At 54.3% G+C, this 23,187-nt stretch carries 19 protein-coding genes; 6 read left to right on the top strand and 13 right to left on the bottom strand.

From position 1 onward, the window contains the following. Positions 1 to 315: 315 nt before the first annotated feature. Genes pheT through KW808_RS07465 form a run of 3 tightly spaced genes read right to left on the bottom strand, consistent with a single transcriptional unit; the run spans position 316 to position 4,799 of the window. Positions 316 to 2,823, bottom strand: coding sequence for a phenylalanine--tRNA ligase subunit beta (gene pheT, locus KW808_RS07475; protein WP_003861589.1), 2,508 nt, complete (start codon positions 2,821 to 2,823; stop codon positions 316 to 318). A gap of 42 nt (positions 2,824 to 2,865) precedes the next feature. Beyond that, positions 2,866 to 3,927, bottom strand: a complete 1,062-nt coding sequence (pheS, locus tag KW808_RS07470) for a phenylalanine--tRNA ligase subunit alpha (protein WP_011897202.1) — start codon at positions 3,925 to 3,927, stop codon at positions 2,866 to 2,868. 56 nt (positions 3,928 to 3,983) lie between these two features. After that, positions 3,984 to 4,799 (bottom strand): TrmH family RNA methyltransferase, encoded by an 816-nt coding sequence (locus tag KW808_RS07465; protein WP_003858706.1) that lies wholly within the window; start codon positions 4,797 to 4,799, stop codon positions 3,984 to 3,986. An 81-nt stretch (positions 4,800 to 4,880) separates the two neighbouring features. Here KW808_RS07465 and KW808_RS07460 point away from each other — a divergent pair, with 81 nt between their 5' ends. Continuing rightward, the gene (locus KW808_RS07460) at positions 4,881 to 5,588 is read left to right on the top strand and encodes a glycerophosphodiester phosphodiesterase (protein WP_003861586.1); all 708 of its coding nucleotides are present in this window, start codon (positions 4,881 to 4,883) and stop codon (positions 5,586 to 5,588) included. 5 nt (positions 5,589 to 5,593) lie between these two features. Here the strand turns inward: KW808_RS07460 and KW808_RS07455 are convergent, their stop codons facing one another. From KW808_RS07455 to infC, 8 genes are all read right to left on the bottom strand, one after another. After that, positions 5,594 to 6,820, bottom strand: coding sequence for an ABC transporter ATP-binding protein (locus KW808_RS07455; protein ID WP_003861585.1), 1,227 nt, complete (start codon positions 6,818 to 6,820; stop codon positions 5,594 to 5,596). Between the two features lie 40 nt (positions 6,821 to 6,860). After that, entirely contained in the window at positions 6,861 to 8,177 is a 1,317-nt protein-coding gene (locus tag KW808_RS07450; RefSeq protein ID WP_003861583.1) for an ABC transporter substrate-binding protein, read from the bottom strand. Positions 8,178 to 8,264: 87 nt separating this feature from the next. Further along, positions 8,265 to 9,101 carry a carbohydrate ABC transporter permease gene (locus KW808_RS07445; RefSeq protein WP_003858715.1) on the bottom strand — a complete coding sequence of 279 codons (837 nt, stop codon included), beginning with the start codon at positions 9,099 to 9,101 and terminating at the stop codon, positions 8,265 to 8,267. Next, the gene (locus tag KW808_RS07440; protein ID WP_044394808.1) at positions 9,098 to 10,030 is read right to left on the bottom strand and encodes a carbohydrate ABC transporter permease; all 933 of its coding nucleotides are present in this window, start codon (positions 10,028 to 10,030) and stop codon (positions 9,098 to 9,100) included. The genes KW808_RS07445 and KW808_RS07440 overlap by 4 nt, the downstream gene beginning before the upstream one ends. A 192-nt stretch (positions 10,031 to 10,222) precedes the next feature. After that, the gene (locus KW808_RS07435; protein WP_003861581.1) at positions 10,223 to 10,696 is read right to left on the bottom strand and encodes a DUF6508 domain-containing protein; all 474 of its coding nucleotides are present in this window, start codon (positions 10,694 to 10,696) and stop codon (positions 10,223 to 10,225) included. 267 nt (positions 10,697 to 10,963) lie between these two features. Continuing rightward, positions 10,964 to 11,347 carry a 50S ribosomal protein L20 gene (rplT, locus tag KW808_RS07430; protein ID WP_003858719.1) on the bottom strand — a complete coding sequence of 128 codons (384 nt, stop codon included), beginning with the start codon at positions 11,345 to 11,347 and terminating at the stop codon, positions 10,964 to 10,966. A gap of 61 nt (positions 11,348 to 11,408) precedes the next feature. Then, positions 11,409 to 11,603, bottom strand: a complete 195-nt coding sequence (gene rpmI / locus KW808_RS07425; protein WP_003858721.1) for a 50S ribosomal protein L35 — start codon at positions 11,601 to 11,603, stop codon at positions 11,409 to 11,411. A 28-nt stretch (positions 11,604 to 11,631) separates the two neighbouring features. Beyond that, positions 11,632 to 12,201, bottom strand: a complete 570-nt coding sequence (infC, locus tag KW808_RS07420) for a translation initiation factor IF-3 (RefSeq protein ID WP_003861579.1) — start codon at positions 12,199 to 12,201, stop codon at positions 11,632 to 11,634. 345 nt (positions 12,202 to 12,546) lie between these two features. On the opposite strand from infC, the gene KW808_RS07415 reads away from it, so the two are divergent. Next, positions 12,547 to 14,673, top strand: coding sequence for a DUF2339 domain-containing protein (locus KW808_RS07415; protein WP_034983718.1), 2,127 nt, complete (start codon positions 12,547 to 12,549; stop codon positions 14,671 to 14,673). Here KW808_RS07415 and uvrA read toward each other — a convergent pair. Further along, on the bottom strand, positions 14,657 to 17,506 hold the full coding sequence (gene uvrA, locus KW808_RS07410; RefSeq protein ID WP_003861576.1) for an excinuclease ABC subunit UvrA: 2,850 nt from the start codon (positions 17,504 to 17,506) through the stop codon (positions 14,657 to 14,659). The two genes, KW808_RS07415 and uvrA, sit on opposite strands and share 17 nt — an antisense overlap. 94 nt (positions 17,507 to 17,600) lie before the next feature. Here uvrA and KW808_RS07405 point away from each other — a divergent pair, with 94 nt between their 5' ends. From KW808_RS07405 to KW808_RS07395, 3 genes are all read left to right on the top strand, one after another. Next, complete coding sequence (locus KW808_RS07405; RefSeq protein WP_003861573.1) at positions 17,601 to 18,203, top strand: MBL fold metallo-hydrolase; 603 nt, start codon at positions 17,601 to 17,603, stop codon at positions 18,201 to 18,203. 203 nt (positions 18,204 to 18,406) lie between these two features. Further along, entirely contained in the window at positions 18,407 to 19,321 is a 915-nt protein-coding gene (locus KW808_RS07400; protein WP_003861571.1) for a DoxX family protein, read from the top strand. A gap of 195 nt (positions 19,322 to 19,516) precedes the next feature. Next, positions 19,517 to 21,784 (top strand): HelD family protein, encoded by a 2,268-nt coding sequence (locus KW808_RS07395; protein WP_003861570.1) that lies wholly within the window; start codon positions 19,517 to 19,519, stop codon positions 21,782 to 21,784. 4 nt (positions 21,785 to 21,788) lie between these two features. Here the strand turns inward: KW808_RS07395 and KW808_RS07390 are convergent, their stop codons facing one another. Beyond that, a complete protein-coding gene (locus tag KW808_RS07390) occupies positions 21,789 to 22,637 on the bottom strand; it encodes an SDR family oxidoreductase (RefSeq protein WP_003861568.1) in 849 nt (282 codons plus the stop codon). 106 nt (positions 22,638 to 22,743) lie between these two features. Here KW808_RS07390 and KW808_RS07385 point away from each other — a divergent pair, with 106 nt between their 5' ends. Then, on the top strand, positions 22,744 to 23,127 hold the full coding sequence (locus KW808_RS07385; RefSeq protein WP_003861566.1) for a winged helix-turn-helix transcriptional regulator: 384 nt from the start codon (positions 22,744 to 22,746) through the stop codon (positions 23,125 to 23,127). The last annotated feature ends 60 nt before the right edge of the window (positions 23,128 to 23,187 follow it).

Raw genomic sequence — 23,187 nt, 5'->3', positions numbered from 1 at the left:
CCCACCGCCACAACCCGAAACTTCGATTTCACGGCAGCAATTTCACATGGCGGGTTCTCGGAGCGATTTCTTACCTACAATACTGCTAGGAAAATCATCAAAAACCTATTGAAATTGCCCTTAAGAAATTGAGTATGCGAAATTGAGCGCAAGGTATCGAACTTAAGGGGCGACTTCACATCCCACGACTTCACGAGGAAAAGCCGGAAAATCACACTGAAGTCGACCACGTGAAGTTGGTGTCGCAGTTCACAGCACAGCAAAAGACGCCCCGGTGGGATTAACCACCAGGGCGCCTATAGAACCTATGTGAAACTAGCCACGCATTTCAGCGTTGAATTTCTCCTTTGCTAGCTCTGCTGCCTGAAGTCGTGCTTCGTTGGCTTCCTCATCGGTGAGGGTGCGGTCGGTTGCGCGGAAACGCAGGGAGAACGCGAGGGATTTCTTGTTCTCGCCGAGCTGTTCGGAGCGGTAGACGTCGAAAAGCTCGACCGTTTCGATCAGTTCGCCGGCGCCGGCTTCGACAACTGCGCGGACATCTTCGGCCGGGATGGTTTCATCCACAACTAGGGCGATGTCTTGGTGCAGTGCTGGGAAGGAGGACAGGACTGGCGCTGGGAGGTTTTCTACCAGTGGCAGTGCGCTGAGATCCAGTTCCATTGCACAGGTGCGTGCTGGTAGACCGGCCTTTTCCAGGACCTGTGGGTGAAGTTCGCCAGCGTAACCGACGGGGGTACCGTCGATAAGCAATGCGGCGCAACGACCTGGGTGCCACGGAAGTGCGTCGGCGTTGGCCAGCTCCAAGGTGACGCCAGCAGCGCGGGCGACTGTGCGCGCGGATTCAATCGCGTCGGCGAAGGTGTAGGCGCGGCCCTTGCCCCATGGGCCTTCGAACTCGATGTTGCCGGTGCCCACGGTTGCGACATGCAGTGGCTGGTTTGGCAGTGAATCCACCAGTTCTGCCACGACAGATTCTTCAGGGCGTGAAGCAACAGATGGCATTGGGGAAACGCCGGATCCGTGCTCGAAGGCGACCTGCTGCAGGCCGAACAGGGAGAAATCGTTGTGTCCACGTGCAACGTTGCGCTTGACAGCATCGAGCATGGAGGGCAGCAAGGAGGTGCTCAGGACGTTGCGTTCTGCCTCAAGTGGGTTGAGAACGGAAACGGTCTTGCGGCGCTCGTCGTCTGCTGCGAGTCCCCATACATTGAAGACCTCTGGGTCCATGAATGGGCTTGGGATGATTTCGGCGTAGCCAGCGTAAGCCAAAGCGTGGCCAACGGCGCGGCGGCGCTTCTGTGCATCGGTTAGTCCACGGCCTGCTGGTGCGGTTGGGATGATGGTTGGAATTGCTTCCAAACCTTCGAGGCGGAGTACTTCTTCCACGAGGTCAGCGGACATGGTGAGGTCACCGCGCCAGGTTGGAGGGGTTACTTCCAAGGTGTCGCCGGAAACAGCGACGGTGCATCCGACCTCTTCCAGACGAGCGATCACAGTTTCTGCGGAATAATCCACGCCTGCGAGCTCGGAAGGTCGAGTGACCTTCATGGTGATGGGCTGCATGGCAGGGACATCACCAACGAGGGTGCGACCCGCATCGACGGTGCCGCCTGCGATCTCCACGAGAAGGGTTGCTGCGATATCGAGGGCGATTTCCACGATCGCAGGGTCAACGCCACGCTCGAAACGTCGAGAAGCTTCGGAGCTCAACTTGTGGCGACGTGAGGTGCGCGCAACGGTGATGGTGTCCCAGGTTGCGGCCTCGAAGTAGACATCGGTGGTGGTGTCAGAGATCTCGGAGGTGAGACCACCCATAACGCCAGCCAAAGACTGAATGCCGTTGTCATCGGTGATCACAACGTCTTCCTCATTGAGGGTACGCTTGACGTGATCGAGGGTTTCGAACTTCTCGCCTGCAGTTGCGTTGCGGACAACAAGATCGCCAGTAACCTTGGCTGCGTCGAAAGCATGCATCGGCTGGCCGAGCAGCAACATGACGTAGTTGGTGACGTCGGTGGCGGCGTTGACTGGTCGCTGACCAGAGAGCATGAGTTCACGCTGCATCCAGAATGGGGATTCTGCTGCTGGATCAATGCCAGAGACTTTACGCAGACCGAAACGGATTGCCTTGGTCTCTTCACGCAGCTCCACGTTAATCAAGGAACCTTCAACTGCTGGGACCTTGACCTCAATGCCTGCTACAGCTGGCTCGATCGCAGGGTCGGTGAAGGTCAGGCTGAAAGCCGATGCCAGTTCGCGGGTCAGGCCACGAGCAGACAGTGCGTAACCGCGGTCTGGGGTGACGTTGACATCGAAAACGGTATCTTCAAGTCCCAGTGCTTGACGTGCGTCTTCGCCAGGCTCGCCGTAAGAAGGATCCAGGGTGATGATGCCGGAGTTCTGCTTATCAGCAAGACCCAGCTCAGAGGCAGAACAGATCATGCCTGCAGACATGCGTCCGTAAGTTTCACGAGCAGAGATCGCGAAATCGCCAGGCAGCACAGCGCCAGGAAGGGACACGACAACGGTGTCGCCTTCCTTGAAGTTGCGGGCGCCACAAACGATGGACTGCAGTTCGCCGGTTCCGTTGGCGTCGCCAACATTGACGTGGCAGTGGCGGATGGGCTTCTTGAACTCGGTGAGCTCTTCGATGGTTTCCACGCGGCCGAAAACGAGTGGTCCGGTGGTTTCAGGGATTGGCCAGTAGCCTTCGGTTTCAAAGCCGACGCGGACATAACCTGAGTCCAAATCAGACGATGGCACCTTCCAGCCTTCGTTTGCGTGGCCCAGCAGTCCCGTCACCCAGTTTTGTGCAATCAACATGGTGGAATTTTGCTCCTATATATAAGTCGTGTGCGGGATGAGTTATGCCTGAATGCCGAATGGGAGGGTGAAGCGAATATCGCCCTCAACCATGTCGCGCATATCGCTCAGGCCGTTGCGGAACTGCAGGGTACGTTCAATGCCCATGCCGAACGCGAATCCGGTGTACTCCTCTGGGTCAACACCCACTGCACGAAGCACGTTTGGGTTGACCATGCCACAGCCACCCCACTCGATCCAGCCTGCACCACCCTTCTTGTTAGGGAACCACACATCAACCTCAGCGGAAGGCTCGGTGAATGGGAAGTAGTTGGAGCGCATACGAGTCTTGGTCTCTGGGCCGAAGAGTTCCTTGGCCAGGTGATCCAAGGTGCCGCGCAGGTGAGCCATAGTCAGACCCTTATCAACTGCAAGGCCTTCGATCTGGTGGAACACAGGGGTGTGTGTTGCATCGAGTTCGTCGGTACGGAACACACGGCCAGGGCATGCGATGTAGATCGGAACTTCACGGTTGAGCATGGTGCGCACCTGAACTGGTGAGGTGTGGGTACGCAGCACCTGGCGGGAGCCTTCCGGCGCAATGTGGAAGGTGTCCTGCAGTGTACGAGCTGGGTGATCAGGCAGGAAGTTCAGTGCGTCGAAGTTGAAGTATTCTGCTTCCACCTCTGGGCCCTCGGCGATTTCCCAGCCCATGCCCACGAAGATGTCTGCGATCTGCTCGTTGAGGATCGTGATGGGGTGCAGCGCACCAACCTGCTCGCGGGTGGTTGGAACGGTGACGTCAACGCGCTCAAGCTCTAGGACTTCTGCGTTGCGCTTTTCTTCCAAAACAACCTTGACCTGAGCAAAGTGCTTTTCTGCGCGACCAAGTGCCATGTTGACAAAGCGGCCCGCATCCTTGCGCTGATCTTTAGGAATAGTTCCCAGTGAGCGTCGTGCCTGCGGAATAGGTGCGGCATCACCCAAGTGATCGCGGCGCAGTGCTGCGAGTTCATCTAGGTTTTGTGCACCGTCGAAAGCCTTGATCGCGGCGTCGGCCGCCTCGTTCAAACTGGCTTCGGTCAACTGAATTTCGGACACCGTGTAGTCCAGCCCTTCCCTCATGTTTATTGTTAAGTCAACTAACCCCGCCATCATACCCGCTGGGCATGAATTGGGGTTTACTCACCGGCGAATAGTGCCTTGGAGGATTCGTACAGACAAATTGACGCTGCTGTGGCCAAATTGAGTGATTCTGCGCGGCCGCGGATCGGAATACGCACGCGGTGATCAGCCTGAGCAAGCAAGCTCTCATCAAGTCCGTGAGCTTCATTACCAAAAAGCCATGCGGTTGGCTTGGCTAGCAGCTCATCGGCGTCATCGAGGTCTACTTCCCCATCTGCTGAGGTCGCAAGGATCTGCAAACCCTTGGAACGAAGCTGCCCCAAGACATCTGCGATGTTGTTGTTGCGTGCCACTGGAATGTGAAACAGCGATCCCGCTGAGGAGCGCACAGCTTTTGCGCCAAGTGGATCTACTGATTCACCAGCGAAGACGACGGCGTCGGCGCCGACCGCGTCGGATACGCGAATCAAGGTTCCGGCATTACCGGGCTCGCGGGTCTCAACCGGCACGCTCACTAGACGTGGCTGGCCGGTGATCGCCTTGCCGACTGACCACAGGACGTCGTCGCAAAGCGCAAAAATGCCCGTGGTGGTGACGGTGTCGCTAAGATGCTTCGCGGCCTTGTCCGTGATCGCGTGGGTGTAGACATTCATGTAACCGGCGGTGCGGACGATTTCCTCGAAGCGCTCCGCAGCGGATTCAGTGACAAAGAGGTCAGTTGCTGCGCCGGTAGCGACAGCTGCTTCAACGGAATTTTCGCCTTCAACTAGAAAACGCTTATCTTTTTTGCGCTGCGCGGCGCGATGCAGTTTAGCTGCGTTGACGATGCGCGGGGTGCGTTCGGTAAACGCCTCATTAAAGTCCAATGCCATGCTCATAACACTAACAGTTAACCGTGCGGTCAACTTTGCTCCCTATCCTTAAAAAGCCCACAGAAAAGGATGTATAAGAATATGCACATTGTTGCCCATCGCGGTGCGGAAGATCTGCACCTCGAAAACACCATGGCCGCTTTCCAGGCTGCCGCGCCCGCTGACGCTTTTGAGCTGGATATCCACGCCACCGCTGACAATCAGGTCATCGTTATCCACGACCGCACCGCAGCGCGTGTTGCCGCGCCAGATTCCCTGCACCGCGACACCCCGGTTGCGCGCTTAAGCGCCGCGCAAATCAAAGAGATAACGCTTATCGACGGATCCCCCGTACCAACCCTGGAGGAAGTTCTACTCCAGACGAGCCTGCCGATCCAAGTGGAAATCAAATCTGCCGGTGCAGTTCCAGCAGCCGCAGTATTATTGCAGAAATACCCAGAGCACCTGGAGCGCCTGCTGTTCATCAGTTTCATCGATGCAGCACTGGTGGAAATCGTGGATCGACTGCCAGAAGCTCGCGTGGGAATCTTGCGCGATGCGTCCATGGATGATCTGCGCATTCTTGATTACATCCCGCTAAAAAATGTGGGCGCGATCCTGCCCTCGTGGAAAGCACTAAACGTGGCGTCAATTGCTGATCTACATGCCAAGGGAATCAAGGTTGGCTGCTGGACAATTCGGGATGAAAATGCGTTTGGGATCGCACAACAAGCTGGCGTTGATTACGCCACTGTTAGCGATCCCTCTCGTTTCCTCGCGCCCTCCCCTGCTGGGGAGTTGCACTGGTAAATAATCTAGTGACCAGCCTGGACTGTATGGGCTGGAACTAGAACCGTTGCACCGATTCGGCGACCATCAAGACCGTCGAAGAGGTGAACATCCTTCGGTGCAGCAACAACGTGCACCTTATCGCCGGCCTTCAGACCGTGATGGCGCTCAACACGAATACCCAGCTGGGCCTTATCGGTCTCTTCAGCACCGACAACGGTCACGCGCATATCCTCTGGAATGCCCTCACCCAAAAGATCAGTATTCGGGTTCTTCACACCAGACGCCAATACGTAGACCATTGAATCCGCGCCGAGCTCATCAATGTGGCTGACTTCGCCCAATACAGCACCACTCTCATTCGCCGTGGTCAAATACATGTGCTCTGGGCGAGCACCAACAATGACTGGACGACCCTCGAAGTGATCCGGGTTGTTGCGAACCTCTGCTGCCACCTCATCAGGAACTGAAATCTGAATTCCAGTACCCAAAGTGACCTTATCGCCACGGATGGTGCCCTCAATCAAGTTCATGGAAGGGGAACCAATGAAGCTGGCGACGAACGCATTTGCTGGGTAGTCGTACAGGTTCTGCGGGGTGTCTACTTGCTGCAGCACACCGAGCAAAAGCACAGCGACGCGATCACCCATGGTCATGGCCTCGACCTGATCGTGAGTCACATACACCGTGGTCACGCCCATGCGACGCTGCAAACCGGAAATCTCCGCACGCGTAGACACACGCAGCTTCGCATCTAGGTTGGACAGTGGCTCATCCATGCAGAACACCGATGGCTCACGCACAATTGCACGGCCCATGGCCACGCGCTGGCGCTGACCACCAGACAAAGCTGCAGGCTTTCGATCAAGATACGGATCCAGCTGCAGAATGCGTGAGGCTTCAGCAACACGCTTTTCGATCTCAGCCTTAGCCACCTTCTGATTCTTCAGCGCAAAGCCCATGTTGTCCCGAACAGTCATATTTGGGTACAGCGCGTAGCTCTGAAAGACCATAGCGATGTCACGATCCTGCGGACGCAGTTCCGTGGCGTCTTTACCATCAATGAGTAGACGTCCCTCGTCGATAGGCTCAAGACCAGCCAGCATGCGCAAAGAAGTGGACTTTCCACAGCCTGAGGGTCCAACAAGAACTAGGAACTCGCCGTCGGCGATTTCCAAATTAAGCTTGTCGACGGCCGGGCGTGCGCCCGGAGAGTATTTGCGTGTGACGTTTTCAAAGACGATTGACGCCATGTCACAGCCTCCTTAAATAGGTGTAGCTGAAGTGCTCGGATTAAATAAGTGGTTCGATGTCGCGGGTGTAGATGGTGTTCAGCTGGGTCTCAACCTCAGCCAGGGTGACATCGATGTCTGCACCAGTCAGGCAGATCTTCTCCAGTGCGTCACCGATGGTGCGGTCACCGTTTGGCAGCAGCACGCGGAAGTTGTCCTGGGAACGGGTATCAGGAAGCTGCTCCACTGCAACGTTGTATGCAGGGTTCTCCTCGAGGAATGCTGCGTGATCTGGATCAGATGCAGCATCCTTACGAACTGGAACGTAACCGGTCTCGCGGGACCAGTAGCCAGTGTTCGCGACGTTGGTGAGGAAGTCGATGAACTTCAGGGCGTTGTCCTGACGCTGCTCAGAGATGCCAGATGGGATTCCCAGGCCTGCGCCACCGGTTGGGCAAGCGCCCTCGCCGGTTGGGTTAGGAAGTGCTGCTACACCCCAGTCGAAGCTTGCAGCGCCGGCAACCGAAGACAGATCACCGGTGGACTGGATGCATGAACCGATCAGGCCGGTTGCAAACTCGTTGGTGACGTCGGTGGAGACGGTTGCGAAACCTTCATCAACGGTGGACTTGAGCCACTCAACTGCACGGATGGTCTCTGGGGTAGTCAGACGGGACTCCCAACCTTCAGAGTAGTTGCCGCCGAGGGACCACATTGGGCCTTCGAAAGTCCAAGAAAGGTAGTTGGTTGCATCTCCCCAACCGTGTGCGAAACCACTGTCCATTGCTTCCTGCAGCTTTGGACCCCACTCGGAGAACTCTTCCCATGACTCTGGGCCACGATCTTCCAGGCCAGCCTTAGCCCACAGATCCTTGTTGTAGTAGAAGAGGACAGTGGAGCGAGCGAAAGGTAAACCATAGTGGCCACCCTCGTGTGAGTAGTCATTGAACAGGGAGTCAACGTAGGTGGAGGTGTCGATGTTGTTGCGCTTTGCAACCTCATCGATATTCACGGTTGCGCCGTTGATGGCGAAGTTGAACCACTCGGTGTCAGAAAGAACCACGAGGTCAGGAAGGTCGCCGCCAGAAAGAGCGGCATTGAACTTCTGGGAAACCTCAGCGTAGTTAGCTCCAGCATCAACCAGCTGAACCTTCAGATCTGGGTTTTCAGCCTCGAAGCGGGAAATCAGCTCCAGCTCAACGTCCTTGGAGTTCGCTGGGTGGTTAGACCACCAAACGATGGTGTTGGTGTCACCCTCTGAACCAGAATCGCTGGAGGAAGAAGTGCTTCCACCGGTACCCGCACATGCTGCCAAAGTTGCACCTGCGCCTGCAACAGTTGCTGCAGCCAGGAAGTGACGACGAGAAATCTGAGCCATTTTCAGTCCTTATATATGTAGTGGGAGGGATATGGGTTGTGTTAACCCATGGAGAAGCTTCTAGGAGAAGCCTTTAGCGAGAAGTTTTTAGCCCTTGACGGCGCCGGAGATAAGTCCCTTGATCATGTACTGCTGCAGTGCCAAGAACATCACAAGCACAGGCAACATGGTCATGATCGTTGCGGCCATGACAGGTCCCCAGTTGGAGACACCCTCATTGTTTTGAAGCATGGTCAAACCAATGGGCAGAGTTGCTGAATTATCGGTTTCTGCCATCAGGAAAGGCCACAGGTATTGGTTCCATTCATTCACCACGGTGATCATGGAGAACGCCACCAACGTAGGCATAGAGATTGGAAGCAAAACCTTCCAGAGCAACCTGAAGTGTCCACAGTGATCCATTCGCGCAGCTTCAATGAGCTCAGAAGGAATAGACATGAAGTGGTTACGCATGAGGAACGTTCCGAAAGCAATACCCGCTAGCGGAACGATGATGCCCTGGTAGGTATCGCGCCAACCAAGCTGACTGACCAACGCATAGTTGGAAATAACAGTCACTTCGGAAGGCACCATCAGCGCGGAGATAACCAGCAAGAACACAAGGTTTCGACCCGGGAAGCGCAAAATCGACAACGCATATGCAGAGATCACACCCAAGATAATCTTCACCAGACACAAAATAACCGTGATGATGATCGAGTTGCGGAAGTAGTTCAGGAACGGAACCCGCTCGAAAACATTTGCATAGTTATCGAAATTAAATTCCGAAGGGAACCACGTGACCGGCTGGGTGTAAATCTCTGACTGCTGCTTGAAGCTAGTCAGCACAATAAATACCAGCGGAAGGCCAATGAACAAGATGGCAAGAACCATGCCGACATAGCCCATGATTTTGACCAAAACGTTTTTATCAGTCGAGATCATTTCTGCTTGTTCTCCTTATCCATGTATCGAACCTGGATAACAGTGATAATCAGCAGCAACAGGAACAAAATCGTTGCGATTGTTGCACCATATCCCGCGCGGTAGTTGGTGAAAGTCTCGGTGTACACCTGGTAAACCAAGGTGGTCGTACCGTTACCCAAGGGGCCACCACGAGTCATGGTGTGAATGATGTCAAAGACCTGAACCGAGTTCAGCGTGACAGTAATAGATAGGAAGAACGTGGTTGGGCGAAGCTGCGGAAGAGTAACCTTCCAAAAACGTGTCCACGCGCTCGCGCCATCCACCGCTGCGGCCTCAGACAAATCCTTGTTTAGCCCCTGCAATGCAGCCAGGTAGATAACAAAGGAGTAGCCCAAGTTCTTCCACACGAAAGTGAACGTCACCATGAACAATGCCCAGTTAGGGTTTTGGTAGAACTGTGGCGAATCAACGCCGATGCGTCCCAGCAAGTCCTGAACCAATCCAAAATTAGGGTCAAAAACGAACTGGAAAGCAACACCAATGGCAGCACCGGAAATCACAAACGGGGCAAACACCATGGAACGCACAAAGTTACGGCCGAAAAGCTTCTGATCCAACAACATGGCCAGGAGCAAACCGAGCACCATCGATCCGATCACAGCACATGCCGTGAAGATGACGGTGTTTAAAACAACTTGGAGAGTGTCACTACGAGTGAAGAACTCAACGTAGTTATCAAACCCAATGAAGGTTGATGTGGGCGAGGAAATGTTCCAGTTGAAAAAGGACAACCGGAAGTTATCTAACAGTGGCCGATACGTAAAGATGGCCAAGAGAAGCAAGTTTGGGGCAAGAAGTGCGGCGGCAAGCCACCATTCTGCCCGCCTTGATCTCTTGGCGCGTTTACGTAGCTTATTCACCTCGGGTTCAGAAATTAATGTGGACACGAGCGGAAATGTTATGTGAGCTAAATGTCCGATTAGTGTTTTCTAATTGAATTGTTTGAGTCTGAAACCAACATGGTGCATAAATAAGGTGACGTTTAAGTGAATTAACCTGTTTCTCAGTTTCATTTCCTTGAAAGCCTGCTCCCGATCTATGTATTATCGCGCGCATGAGTGCCGTCTGCTCCCCTAGGCTCAGCGTTGCCCTCGTGTAATCATCCCGGTTAAGTGATCAAGAACGGCCAAGAAATTGCCGCTTTCAAGAAAGCCGGTCGGGGTGGAGTAGCCAAAATAGTCGGCACGAACCAGCGCTGTAATCATCTGCCTTGCCGTTTCCACGTCCATTGATTCCCACTTATTTGGCCTGTCTGATTCAAGCCAGTACTTCCCTTCTTCCCAATCCATCCAGTCAAAAGAAATCATCAAACCGGAAAGTGACAAAAAATTGATGACCTCCAAATATAATGGCTCGTAGATCTCATTTAGCAGCTGGTACTTTTCCATGTCATATTCCGAGTCCTGAAGCACTATAGGATGCTCAGCTTGAAGCGCCTTGAATCGCTCATTGATATCAACCATGTGCCTGACTGCTTCATCACTAAGAGTTAATCGTTCCCCTTCTTGGCTTGGGCCGACTTCTTCCCAGCCAAATTCCCTGTTTCTCGTCATGATTCCTCCCCATGGGTTGGTCGTGCAACAGCAACTGGAACCCTATCGCCTGGGGTGGACACCGGAATTCATCATTGGCACATAGTTGCGAATGTGACAGCAGGATCGTGCTCCAGCACCTCCCCACGGGTCCTCATGTACTTTCGACACTTGAGCCACTTGAGCCACTTGAGCCACCTAAGCCACTTAAGCCAACCCGAAAATAGAAAAAGACCTGTCCCCCGCCACCGTGAAGGTGACAGGACACAGGTCAATTCGTTTGTAAGCTTAAGCAGCCTTTGGAGCGTTAACGTCCTCAGGAAGTGCAGCCTTTGCAGCCTCGCAGATTGCGGAGAAGGTTGCAAAGTCGTTGACTGCGAGATCAGCGAGGATCTTGCGGTCGACCTCGATCTCAGCAAGGCGGAGGCCCTGGATGAGACGGTTGTAGGTGATGCCGTTCATACGTGCAGCAGCGTTGATACGCTGGATCCACAGCTTACGGAACTCGCTCTTACGGGCGCGACGATCGCGGTAAGAGTAAGTCATGGAGTGCAGCCACTGCTCCTTAGCCTTACGGTAAAGGCGTGAGCGCTGGCCGCGGTAGCCCTTTGCGGACTTCAGAATTTCGCGACGCTTCTTCTTGGCGTTAACGGACCGCTTGACACGTGCCACGGTGGTACTTCCTTAAAATCTTGTCTTGAAAGGTGGAGGGGTTTTAGGCGAAGGTTTTAACTTAAGCCTTGCCGAGCAGGCGCTTCATGCGCTTGGTGTCGGCCTTGTCAACCTCAACGATGCCCTTCAGGCGACGAGTGCGGGTAGATGACTTGCCCTCGAGAAGGTGGCGGCGGTTTGCCTGCTCGCGAACGAGCTTGCCGGAGCCAGTCACCTTAACGCGCTTTGCGGTGCCCTTGTGGGTCTTGTTCTTCATGAAAGTTGTCCTTAAACCCTATTCGTGATTATTTCTTGCCCTTGCGCACCGGACCGAGAACCATTGTCATGTTTCGTCCGTCCTGCTTTGCGCGGGTTTCCACGATGCCAAAATCTACGACATCGTTTGCCAGGCGCTCGAGGAGCCTGTAGCCAAGCTCTGGGCGAGCCTGCTCACGACCACGGAACATGATCGTGACTTTGACCTTTGATCCCTTTTCAAGGAACCGGATCACATTGCTCTTCTTCGTCTCGTAATCATGATCATCGATCTTGGGACGAAGCTTTTGCTCTTTGACCACGGTCTGCTGCTGATTCTTGCGTGACTCACGAGCCTTTTGGGCCGCTTCGTACTTGAACTTTCCGTAGTCCATGATCTTGCAGACTGGAGGTTTGGCGTTGGGTGCGACCTCGACCAGGTCTAGGTCTGCGTCGAATGCGAGCTTGCGGGCATCTTCGATACGGACGATGCCTACTTGCTCACCGTTAGGTCCGACAAGGCGGACTTCGGGAACTCGGATGCGCTCATTAATGCGAGCTTCAGCGCTGATGTGGACTCCTCTGTTAGCAGTGCGGGAAAATTTGACGTACCGAACCACTTGAGGTGATTGCCCCTATGCAGACCAAAAACCCGTTCATCATCTAGGATGAACGGGAGATCTGACTTTCAAGAGTTATACACGGGCACTAGTCCGTGTCATCACTACTTGCTTTACCTGTATCCAACCAATTTTACTTGGCGGCCTTAGGTGGGAAGATCTCCTCTTGCGACCCACACCAGGAAAACCTGATGTCGGGCGGTAGTGGTATAGACTCTAACACTCTCCCCCGCTAAACACAAAATCACTGTTCAGGGGACTTCCGCGGGGGTCGACAGTATAACGAATTAGCGTCACTAGAATAATCGGGCTGTTTAGTTCTTCACACCAACATAATCTTATGTAATGGACATGAACTCTTCTGACCGATTGGCTCTACGCACCGCGTTAGAGAAATTGTCGGCATCGGCTACCGCCATGGCGTCAGCGAGCAATGACATCAAAGATCTCGTTGCACGCCTTGATGCCCAAGAGATGTCGCTTATCGACGCAAACCCGGCTCCCACCCCAGCGCCCACTGCCCCACCCGAGGCTCAGCTTGAGCCCCAACCACTGGTGTATGCAACCGCCTCAACGGCACCTGCACTGGCGGATCTTTCCGGGACCAACCGTATTCCACGTTCCGTTCGGCATCGCGCCCTGGATCCAGCGAGCGAAGGCTGGCCACTTGGCGTCGAGAAGCAAAAAGTGCAGGCTCCTGCGTACCCGCACCCCGTCCGGCCAGCTCGTCCAGCAAAGCCGCCGATGACGTCGGAGGAAAAGATCATGCGTGGCGTGGCGATCGGCGGTGGTGTGATCACCGTGGCCGGCGTGATTTTGCTGGTGTCGGTGGCGATTCAACGCGGTTGGCTTGGTCCGCTGGGTCGTGTGATTGGTGCGTACCTGCTGGCGGTGCTGCTTCTTGGCGCCGCACATTATGTGCGCAAGCGCGGAACCCGTGTGGAAGCACTCGTTGCGTTGACAGTTACCTCCCAGATTGCGTTTCTTGCCACAACGAGTGCAATCATCTTCATTTTGGAATGGTGGCCGCCTGGATTGGGCTCGCTGGTGGCATTAATAGGCAATATTGGGTTCTTAATCGTTGGTCGATTGTGGAGCCTATCCAAAACAGAGAAGTCCGCGGCCGAAGGCAACACAGTATTTGTGGGAGCCATCGCCGTTTCAGGATTCTCCGCGATACTCTTCGCGCTCTCCGCCGATGCCTGGTGGCCAATTTTCTCCGTTGTTGCGGCATTGTTGCTGTCGTACCGCATCTCCACGAATATCATCCGGGCGAGCATGGCGGCATTCGCGGTCATTCTGCAGTTTGTTTTGTCGGCATCCTGGCAAACCATGGAATGGCCAGCAACAATCGTCGGCACCATTACTGCAGTCCTACTCGTAGCCTTGACACTGTGGGATCCGTTTAAGATCACCGCCACCGACAGCCACGACATCGCGTTGGAGGAATACTGGCGCAGCTTTGAAACCAACCCTGTTTCCACGTGGGTGGGTGCTGTTTCTCCGGTGCTCATCGTGTTCATCACCACCAGCATGTTCATTGCAGTCGACTGGCCATGGCTTGCCCTGATACCAGCGTGTGCGGTGGCAGCTCTCGGAATTTTCGCGCTGCGCTCATCAGACACCGCGTCCATTGAAAATCAACGCATGTCACGCCTCATTGCTGTTGTTGGCCTTGCGTTGATTGCTGAAACTTTTGTCCAGCTGTTCTACGGCGATCTCCCCACCAACCCGCTTCTCGTCATGGTGTTCCTCATCGCCGGAGCTGCACTATTTATGTGGTTGCGAATGCTTCCAACGCAGCGTCAATTAGGTGTCGTCCCATGGGTCGCTTGGCTGATTGCCGCCGTGGCGATAACCGGCGTGCTACTGCGCAATGTCGTTTCAATTTCTCCACTGTGGCTCACCGATACCCAAGCGCTCATCCAAGCATTGCTGATCTTGGTGTTCATTGTCGCCACAATCCAAGTCCGCCGCAGCTTCTACGGACACAAACTGTGGCTGCAAATTTTGGTCGGCTTGACGCTTCTCACGCTGTCCGCAATTTCCATCGTGACCATCACAACCTTCATCGGTCGCCTCATCGCAGGAAATGCCGGCATGATGCTCGGATTCCTCATCGGCCACGCCACGGTTTCTATCCTGTGGATGGTCATCGCCGCAGCACTGATGCTTAATAGGAAGCTTCTCGACGCGCCCGGCGCCCTGTGGACCGGCGTTGGCTTGGCGGTTGCGGGCACCTTCAAGCTGGTGTTCTTTGACCTGGTCGCGCTGTCCGGAGTTCCCCGCGCAATTGCCTTCCTGCTCTCCGGTATCGCACTGCTGACAATCGCTGCCATGAGGGGCCGGAGAACCTCAGAAAACAAGGCCGACGTAGCTAGACCTCAGGTGGCTAGACATGGGGCGACTAGCCATAAAAATGAGGAGCCTTCCCATGAAAGCCCCTCATCTTCTCCTACAACAACTCTTTAAGGAATTGGCCGGTGTAGGAACCCGCAACTTCAGCAACTTGCTCTGGGGTTCCTTCAGCGACCACAGTTCCACCGCCGCTTCCGCCTTCTGGACCCATGTCCACGATCCAGTCGGCAGCCTTGATCACGTCGAGGTTGTGCTCGATGATGATCACGGAGTTACCCTTGTCCACCAGGCCTTGGATCACCATCATGAGTTTGCGAATATCTTCAAAGTGCAAACCAGTAGTTGGCTCATCGAGGATGTAAACGGTGCGACCGTTGGAACGCTTCTGCAGCTCAGCGGCAAGTTTCACACGCTGGGCTTCACCACCAGACAAGGTTGTTGCTGCCTGGCCCAAACGGACATAGCCAAGGCCGACATCAACCAGCGTTGCTAGGTATCGGTGAATTGAGGTGATGGGCTCAAAGAAGTCCGCAGCCTCAGAGATCGGCATGCCCAATACTTCAGCGATGTTTTTGCCCTTGTACTTCACCTCGAGGGTCTCGCGGTTGTAGCGCTGACCATCACAGACTTCACACGGAACATACACGTCGGGCAGGAAGTTCATTTCGATCTTCAGCGTGCCATCGCCCTGACATGCTTCGCAGCGTCCACCCTTAATATTGAAGGAGAAGCGGCCAGGCTTGTAACCGCGGACCTTCGCTTCAGTGGTCTCGGCAAAAAGGTTACGGACTTTATCAAACACACCCGTGTACGTCGCTGGGTTTGAACGTGGAGTACGACCAATTGGCGACTGATCCACTTGGACCAACTTATCCAAGTGCTCGAGGCCTTCCACCCGCTTTGCGCGACCAGGCACTTGGCGTGCGCGGTTGAGTTTGTTGGCCAGAACCTTGGCCAAAATCTGATTGACCAGCGTGGATTTACCAGATCCCGACACACCAGTGATGCAGCACAGCACACCCAGTGGGATTTTCACATCGATGCCCCGCAGGTTGTTTTCCCTAGCACCAACCACCTTGAGCTGTCGCTCTTTGTCGATCTCACGGCGAGTATCAGGAACACCCAGGGTTCGACGACCAGACAAGTAAGCACCTGTGAGGGATTCTTCGCAGTCCAAAATGCCCTTCGGCTCACCTTGGTAGACCACTTCACCACCAAATTCACCAGCTCGAGGACCAATATCCACGAGCCAATCTGCGCGCCTGATGGTGTCTTCATCGTGTTCCACAACAATGAGTGTGTTTCCGATATCTCGGAGATGCTCAAGGGTAGTGATTAAGCGCTGGTTGTCACGTTGGTGCAGACCAATGGATGGCTCATCCAAGACGTAGAGCACACCAGCCAGACCGGAACCAATTTGAGTAGCCAGGCGGATACGCTGCGCTTCACCACCAGACAGGGTGCCTGCGGCGCGATCAAGGGTGAGGTAGGAAAGGCCCACGTCAAGCAAGAATTTCAGGCGGGCGTGAATTTCCCTCAGCACAGCTCCCGCGATCATTTCCTCGCGCTTGCCCAGTGTGAGGTTATCCAAAAACTCGAATGCTTCATGCACCGACAGCGCGGTTAGTCCAGCAATGGACAACGCTCCATGGCTTCCGGAGTCTAGGCGAACGGCCAAGATTTCCGGCTTGAGGCGTGCGCCTTTACAGGTTGGGCAGGGCACTTCACGGGTGTAGCCCAACAGTCGGTCTTTTTGGGTTTCGGAATCAGTCTGCTCCAACTTGCGGTCAAAGTAGCCCATGACACCTTCAAAAGGCGCAGTCCAAGAACGCACGCGTCCGTAGCGGTTCTTGTATCGAACGCTTACTTCTTCCTTCGATCCATAGACCAGAGCCTTCTTTTGAGCTGCGGTGAGCTCACTGTACGGAGTTTCCGGATCAAACCCGAGGGCTTTCGCCAGGCCTTCAATGAGCTTTTCAAAGTAAGAGTGGTTTGGGCTGGAGTTCCAAGGCTGAACCGCTTTAGTTGCAGGTGCATCTGGATCTGGGATGATCAGATCAATATCAACTTCGGTGCGCACACCCAAGCCATCACAGGCAGGACACGCGCCATAAGGAGAGTTGAAGGAAAAAGCACGAGGCTCCAGCTCATCAACCGTCAACGCGTGACCGTTAGGGCAGCTCATCTTTTCAGAGAATCGACGAAGCCTATTCGGATCATCTTCCTCCAGGCCAACGAACTCCAGCACAGCCACGCCATCGGCCAGGCGAAGTGCGGTTTCCATAGAGTCTGTCAGGCGCTGCTTTTGGCTGGCTTTTACCTGCAGACGGTCAACCACAACATCAATATCGTGCTTGATCTGCTTTTCTAGCTTTGGAGGATCCGAGAGCTGGTGCACTTCCCCATCAACCCGCACGCGGGAATAACCTTGGGATGCAAGATCTGCGAAAAGATCAACGAACTCACCTTTACGGGTACGCACCACAGGCGCAAGGATTTGGAACTTCAGTCCCTCCTCCATGCCAAGGATCTGGTCCACCATCTGCTGCGGGGTTTGACGCTCCACGCGGGCATCACACACTGGGCAGTGTGCGGTACCAGCGCGGGCATACAGAAGACGCAGGTAGTCATAGACTTCCGTGATGGTACCGACGGTGGACCGAGGGTTGCGGTTGGTGGACTTTTGGTCAATGGAGACCGCTGGGGATAATCCATCAATCAAATCCACGTCCGGCTTGTCCATCTGCCCCAAGAACATGCGGGCGTAACTGGACAACGACTCCACGTAACGGCGCTGGCCTTCCGCAAAGATGGTGTCAAAGGCCAGTGATGATTTACCGGAACCTGACAGGCCGGTGAACACCACCATCGAGTCGCGTGGCAGATCAATATCCACGCCTTTTAGGTTGTGTTCACGCGCTCCGCGCACTACGAGGCGATCAGCCAATGCTCAACTGCCCTTCAAAATCGATTTTTGTCGCTTCAAAAAATACACCTTCGAACATAGCATCGAACAAGGTGTTTCCGCTAGTCTGAACCACATGACTAACGAGCTCACTCTTCACCATATTTCCGTGTCCCAAATGGACAACAATTGCTACCTTTTGGCCGCAAATAACAACGGTTTACTCATTGATGCTGCAGATGACGCAGCTGCACTACTTAAATTAGCCGAAGATGCCGGTGTGACCATCACCAAAGTGTTGACCACCCACCGCCACGCAGACCACGTCCGTGCATTGCCGGAGGTTCTCCAGAAGACCGGAGCAACTCACTACGCGCCTTTCCTTGAGGTGCCAGCTTTGCCCTCCGCTGTTGATGTGGAACTGCATCATGGTGATTCAATTGAATTTGAGGGTCATGTATTCCCTATCAGCATTCTGCGCGGCCACACCCCAGGCGGTGCAGTACTCACCGCTGAGATCGACGGTAAAACTCACCTTTTCGTGGGTGACAGCCTCTTCCCCGGCGGTTTGGGCAAAACCAGCAGCGAAGGCGACTTCGTCCGACTGTTCAACGATGTCAAAGAGCGCATCTTTGACACCTACGACGATGACAGCATCGTGTGGCCAGGTCACGGCAAGGAAACCACCCTTGGAGCCGAGCGTCCACAGCTGGAAATCTGGTGGGAGCGTCGCTGGTAAGCGCTTTTCTCAACCAGGCACTGTTCGAGCAGCGCACCGACAACGTGCTTTCCTGAGAATTTCCTGCAAAAGATGGAAACCTGCCAACCTCGTCGCCAATACCTAGGTACGATCGTACGAGGAGAAAAAATCTGAAAACAATCCAGTGGCCCACCTCGTCTTATAAAACTGGACAACAGTATTTTGATTGGAGCATCACCATAATGATCCGCAAACTTGCTCGACCAATGCTTGCATCGGTCTACGTCGCAGATGGCGCAGAAACAGTATTGAACACCAGCGCACACGTTGAAGGCACTCAGGTAGTTCTGGATCGTATCCGTTATGTGCTGCCCCGTAAGTACGCAAAGCGCATTTCCAGAGATCCAGAATTGGTCACCCGCGTCATTGGCGGCACCAAAGTCGGTGCGGGTTCTTTGCTAGCTATTGGTCGTGCACCACGCACCTCTGCAGCTACCCTCGCAATCCTGACTATCCCTAACATCCTGGCTCGCAATGCGTTCTGGGAAACCCAGGATGCGGATGAAAAGCGTAACCGCCGCAACGGTTTCCTCACCAACATTGCCCTGCTTGGTGGCCTGTTTATCACTTCTGTTGATACTGAGGGCAAGCCTGGCGTGAAGTGGCGTGCAACCAATGCTGCAAAGCGTGGCAAGAAGCAGCTGCAGCAGGCACTTCCAACCAACTCTGAGACTGAAAAGTTCGGTGAGAAGGCCTCTGATTGGTTCAACGATACTTCTGACAAGGTCACCGAGTACGCGTACACCGCTCAGGATTTTGTCGGTGAGAACAAGGATGACTGGATCAAGTCCGCAACCGAGACTGCTCACAAGGTTGCTGATACTGTGAGCGATTACGCTCACAAGGCTACCTCTTACCTTGAGGAGAACAGCGGTGACTGGCTTGAGGCTGCGCAGGCTAACGCCAAGACTGCTCGTAAGTCTGCAGTGAAGGCTGCCGGCAAGGCTCAGGAAAAGGCTAACTTTGCTCTTCAGGTCGCAGAGGAAACCTCTGGTCGCGCCAACAAGAAGGCAACTAAGAGCTACGACAAGCTTCAGAAGCAGGCTGATAAGGCCATCGATCGTGCACAGAAGAAGCTGAAGGGCATCGAACTTTAAGTAACTTCTTCCTGATTGAGAAAAAATTTCCGCCACGTTATCCCTGGAATTGCCGGGGTAACGTGGCGGTTTTTCACCCATTGTTCCCGCTTTAACCGCTATCTGGAATGATTGATAGCTCCCAAGTGTTGTATCTATTCCAGTTCAAACACTTTTTCTCACTGCTCCACATCAGGAAACAGGAGGTCTCCCGGAGTGACCACCATTCGGCAATCTGATTCAGAATCAGATGTCCATAACGCCCTCACCACAGCAATTAGCCAAGAACAGGCTTATGTTGATGTACTTTTCGGTCGCCTCGATGATGAGGTAGCCAGGTCTAATCAGCGTCTTTCTGAGGTGATGAAAGACGTCGACCCCTCAAACCCTGATCCGGAAGCACTTGTTCGTCGTGAAACTGAGTATCACGGCCTGAATGAGAAGTTGGACCGGCTTAATTTGGCTCAACTCGGGTTGGTCTTCGGTCGAATCGATGTGGAGTCTGAAGCTGAGGACGCTGAGAACCCAGTCCCGGGCCACCCTGATTTGGATCGTCGTTATATCGGTCGCATGGGTCTTGATGTGCGTGAAGATAATTACCGCACGTTGCTGTTGGATTGGCGCTCCCCCATGGCGCGCCCGTTTTATCTGGCCACCACCGTTTCACCGGAGGGCGTGCATATCCGCCGGCACATTCGCACCCGTGGGCGCGTTGTCACGGGTGTTGATGATGAGGTATTGACCGGTGAGATGGCCGATGTTATCGAGCAGGGTGGTGTCGGCTCTGAATCTGTGCTGCACCAGGCGTTGGAACAGGCCCGCAGCGGCCACATGCGCAACATCGTTGAAACAATTCAGCGCGAGCAGGATGAGATCATCCGCGATACCACCCGCGGTGTCATGGTTGTTCAAGGTGGCCCTGGAACAGGTAAAACTGCGGTCGCGTTGCACCGTGTGGCTTATCTGCTTTATACCTGGCGCGATCAGCTGGCTAAGTCTGGCGTGTTGATCATTGGCCCGAACAAGACATTTTTGGAGTATATTTCTCACGTTTTGCCTGAACTCGGCGAGACTGGCGTGGTGTTGTCCACCGTCGGTGAGCTGTTCCCCGGTATCGTCCCAACGGGTTCCGAGGACACTTTGACCAGGGAAATTAAGGGCAGCGAGGAAATGGCCAGCATTTTGGCCGAGGCAGTCAAGGCGTATCAAGTGCTGCCAGAGAAGACCATCGTGGTCTCTGTTGATGGCATCGAGATTTCCATTGATGAGAAAACGGTGGCAAAATCCCGCACCCGAGCTCGTCGTGCCAGGCAGTCGCACAATTCCGCACGCCCAATTTTCCGCGAGCATTTAGTCGAACAACTCGCGCACCAATTGGCTCAAACGATCGGCGCGGATCCACTGGGCGGCAAAAACCTGCTGTCAGCCGCCGACATCGATCAGCTTCACGATGATTTGCTTGACGACGCGGCCCTCCAGTCCGTCATCGACGATTTCTGGCCGGAGCTCCGGCCTCAGGACGTCCTGCATGATCTGTTGATTTCCGAAGAGCGCATTAATGTTGCTGCCGCGGGGTATGACGAGGAAACTAAGTCTGCTTTGCTGCGTGGTGAACTCGATCCGTGGGCACCATCGGACGCTGCATTGCTTGATGAGTTAGCCCTGCTCATCGGTCTTCCCGATCCAGAGGAGGCACGGGAGAAGGCTGAGGCCAAATGGCGCGAGCAGATCGATGACGCACAGGAAGTCCTGGACGTTCTTAGTTCATCACAGTCATCGGATATTGATGATGTCACGGAAGCTGAAGTTCTCTCCGCTTTCGACGTCATCGATGCGGAAACTTTGGCACAACGCCAAACTGTCACGGATAATCGCACCACTGCGGAACGTGCACAGGCGGATCATAAGTGGGCGTATGGTCACGTGATTGTAGATGAAGCTCAGGAGCTCAGTCCGATGGAATGGCGCATGGTGTTTCGCCGTAGCCCTTCGCGATGGATGACCCTTGTGGGCGATATTGCTCAAACTGGTTCGCCTGCCGGCGTTGACGATTGGGCAGAATCACTGTGGCCCTTCGTCGAAAAGCGTTTCAGGCACCACGAGCTCACCGTTAACTACCGCACCCCGGCCGAGATCATGTCGGTGGCCAATGAGCTGTTGACGCAGATCAATCCTGATATTGCGCCGGCAATGGCGATCCGCGAATCTGGTCGAGAAGTAGTGAACTTGCCGCTTGATGCCGATTTGTCGGCAGTGATGGATAGTTTGCGTGAGGAGGATTCACAGCGCACCATCGCGGTGATTTCTTCGCGCCGCCACCACGAAAGCGATTTCTACCTGGTCGATGACATCAAGGGCTTAGAGTTTGACCACGTCATCGTGGTGGATCCTGCGGGAATCGTTGAAGAATCCCCCCAGGGATTGCAAGACCTCTACGTTGCGGTCACTCGTGCAACGCAGAGCCTCACCATTTTAGGTGAGTAGCAGGTTATGAGCTCAGGGCCTCAACGATTGAGTCGCTTGGGCGTCCGATGAGATCCTGTAGGTCGGTGCTGTCGGAGTACAGCGCGCCCTCTGCAATGATGGGATCCATGCCTGCGAGCAGTGCTGCAAATTCAGCTGGAACGCCAGCCTGCTCCAGCGCATTTTGGTACTCCTCCACGGAGAGGTTGACGTATTCTGCCTCAGAACCAATGACCTCACCAATGCCAGCTGCGATCTCTGGGTAGGTCAAAGCTGGTGCGCCTGCGAGCTCATAGACCTTGCCTGCCTGGTTGTCGCTGGTGATGACAACAGCAGCTGCCTCTGCGTAGTCCTTACGTGCGGCTGCGGAAACGCGTGCGCCTTCAGCTGCGCCGAATACCTTTCCGGTGGCCTTGGCTGCGCCAATTGAAGATTCGTAGTTCTCCCAGTACCAACCATTGCGCAGCAGCGCGTGGTCAATGCCGCTTTCTGCCAGGAGCTTTTCCGTTGCAATGTGCTCTGGAGCAAGTGCAAGCTTTGAGGTATCAAGGTTGAGCAAGCTGGTGTACGCAATGAAAGTCACGCCAGCTGCTTTAGCGGCATTGATGACATTGGTGTGCTGCGCAACGCGCTGCCCCACTTCGCTGCCAGAGATAAACACAAGGCGGTCCACACCTTCAAGAGCTGCAGTCAGTGCCGCTTCGTCTTCAAAAGTAGCCACACCAAGAGCGATTCCACGGGCTTTGAGGTCTGCTGCCTTTTCTTCATTTCGAACAATGGCAACGATGTCTGATACTGCGACGCCCTTGTTTAGAAGACTATCCACAACATGTCCACCCAAAGATCCCGTTGCTCCAGTTACTGCAATACGCATTTCTTGCTCCATTCGTGTGTGTTTCAAGGACACAACTGAAGATAGCACTATCAAAAAGTAAGTGCAATACTTTTGTTAGAAACTTTTTAGGGATAGGATTATCGCCATGGATATATCCCCTATTCAGCAACCGGCAAATGTGTTCTCCTCCATGTGTTCTTCACGTGGCGCGTTGCAGCATGTCACTGGTCGATGGGGGTCTTTGACAATGGTGGCGCTCAAACGCAGTGATGAACCGATGCGTTTCGCTGAAATTCGCCGAAAAGTTGAGGGCATTAGTGATCGCATGCTGTCGCAGACATTGGCCCAACTAGAACGTGACGGCATGGTTGATCGAACAGTCCACAGCTCCATTCCCCCACACGTGGACTACACACTGACACCTTTGGGCACTAAGCTCGCGGACGCTTTAGTCCTGCTAGTCAGCACTGTGGAAGCTGAATTGGATCAGGTAGTTAGGGCGCAAGAAATCTACGATAAGCAGCACTAACACTCCCGAGCACTTTCCTCGAGAAACACAAAACCGGTGTTCCCCTCAATGCAAAAGGAG

Origin of the sequence: [Brevibacterium] flavum (assembly GCF_019317305.1) — a bacterium.
Lineage (GTDB): Bacteria > Actinomycetota > Actinomycetes > Mycobacteriales > Mycobacteriaceae > Corynebacterium > Corynebacterium glutamicum.
The sequence above is the reverse complement of the archived record's forward strand: the minus strand, read 5'-3'. Positions and strand labels throughout refer to the sequence as shown.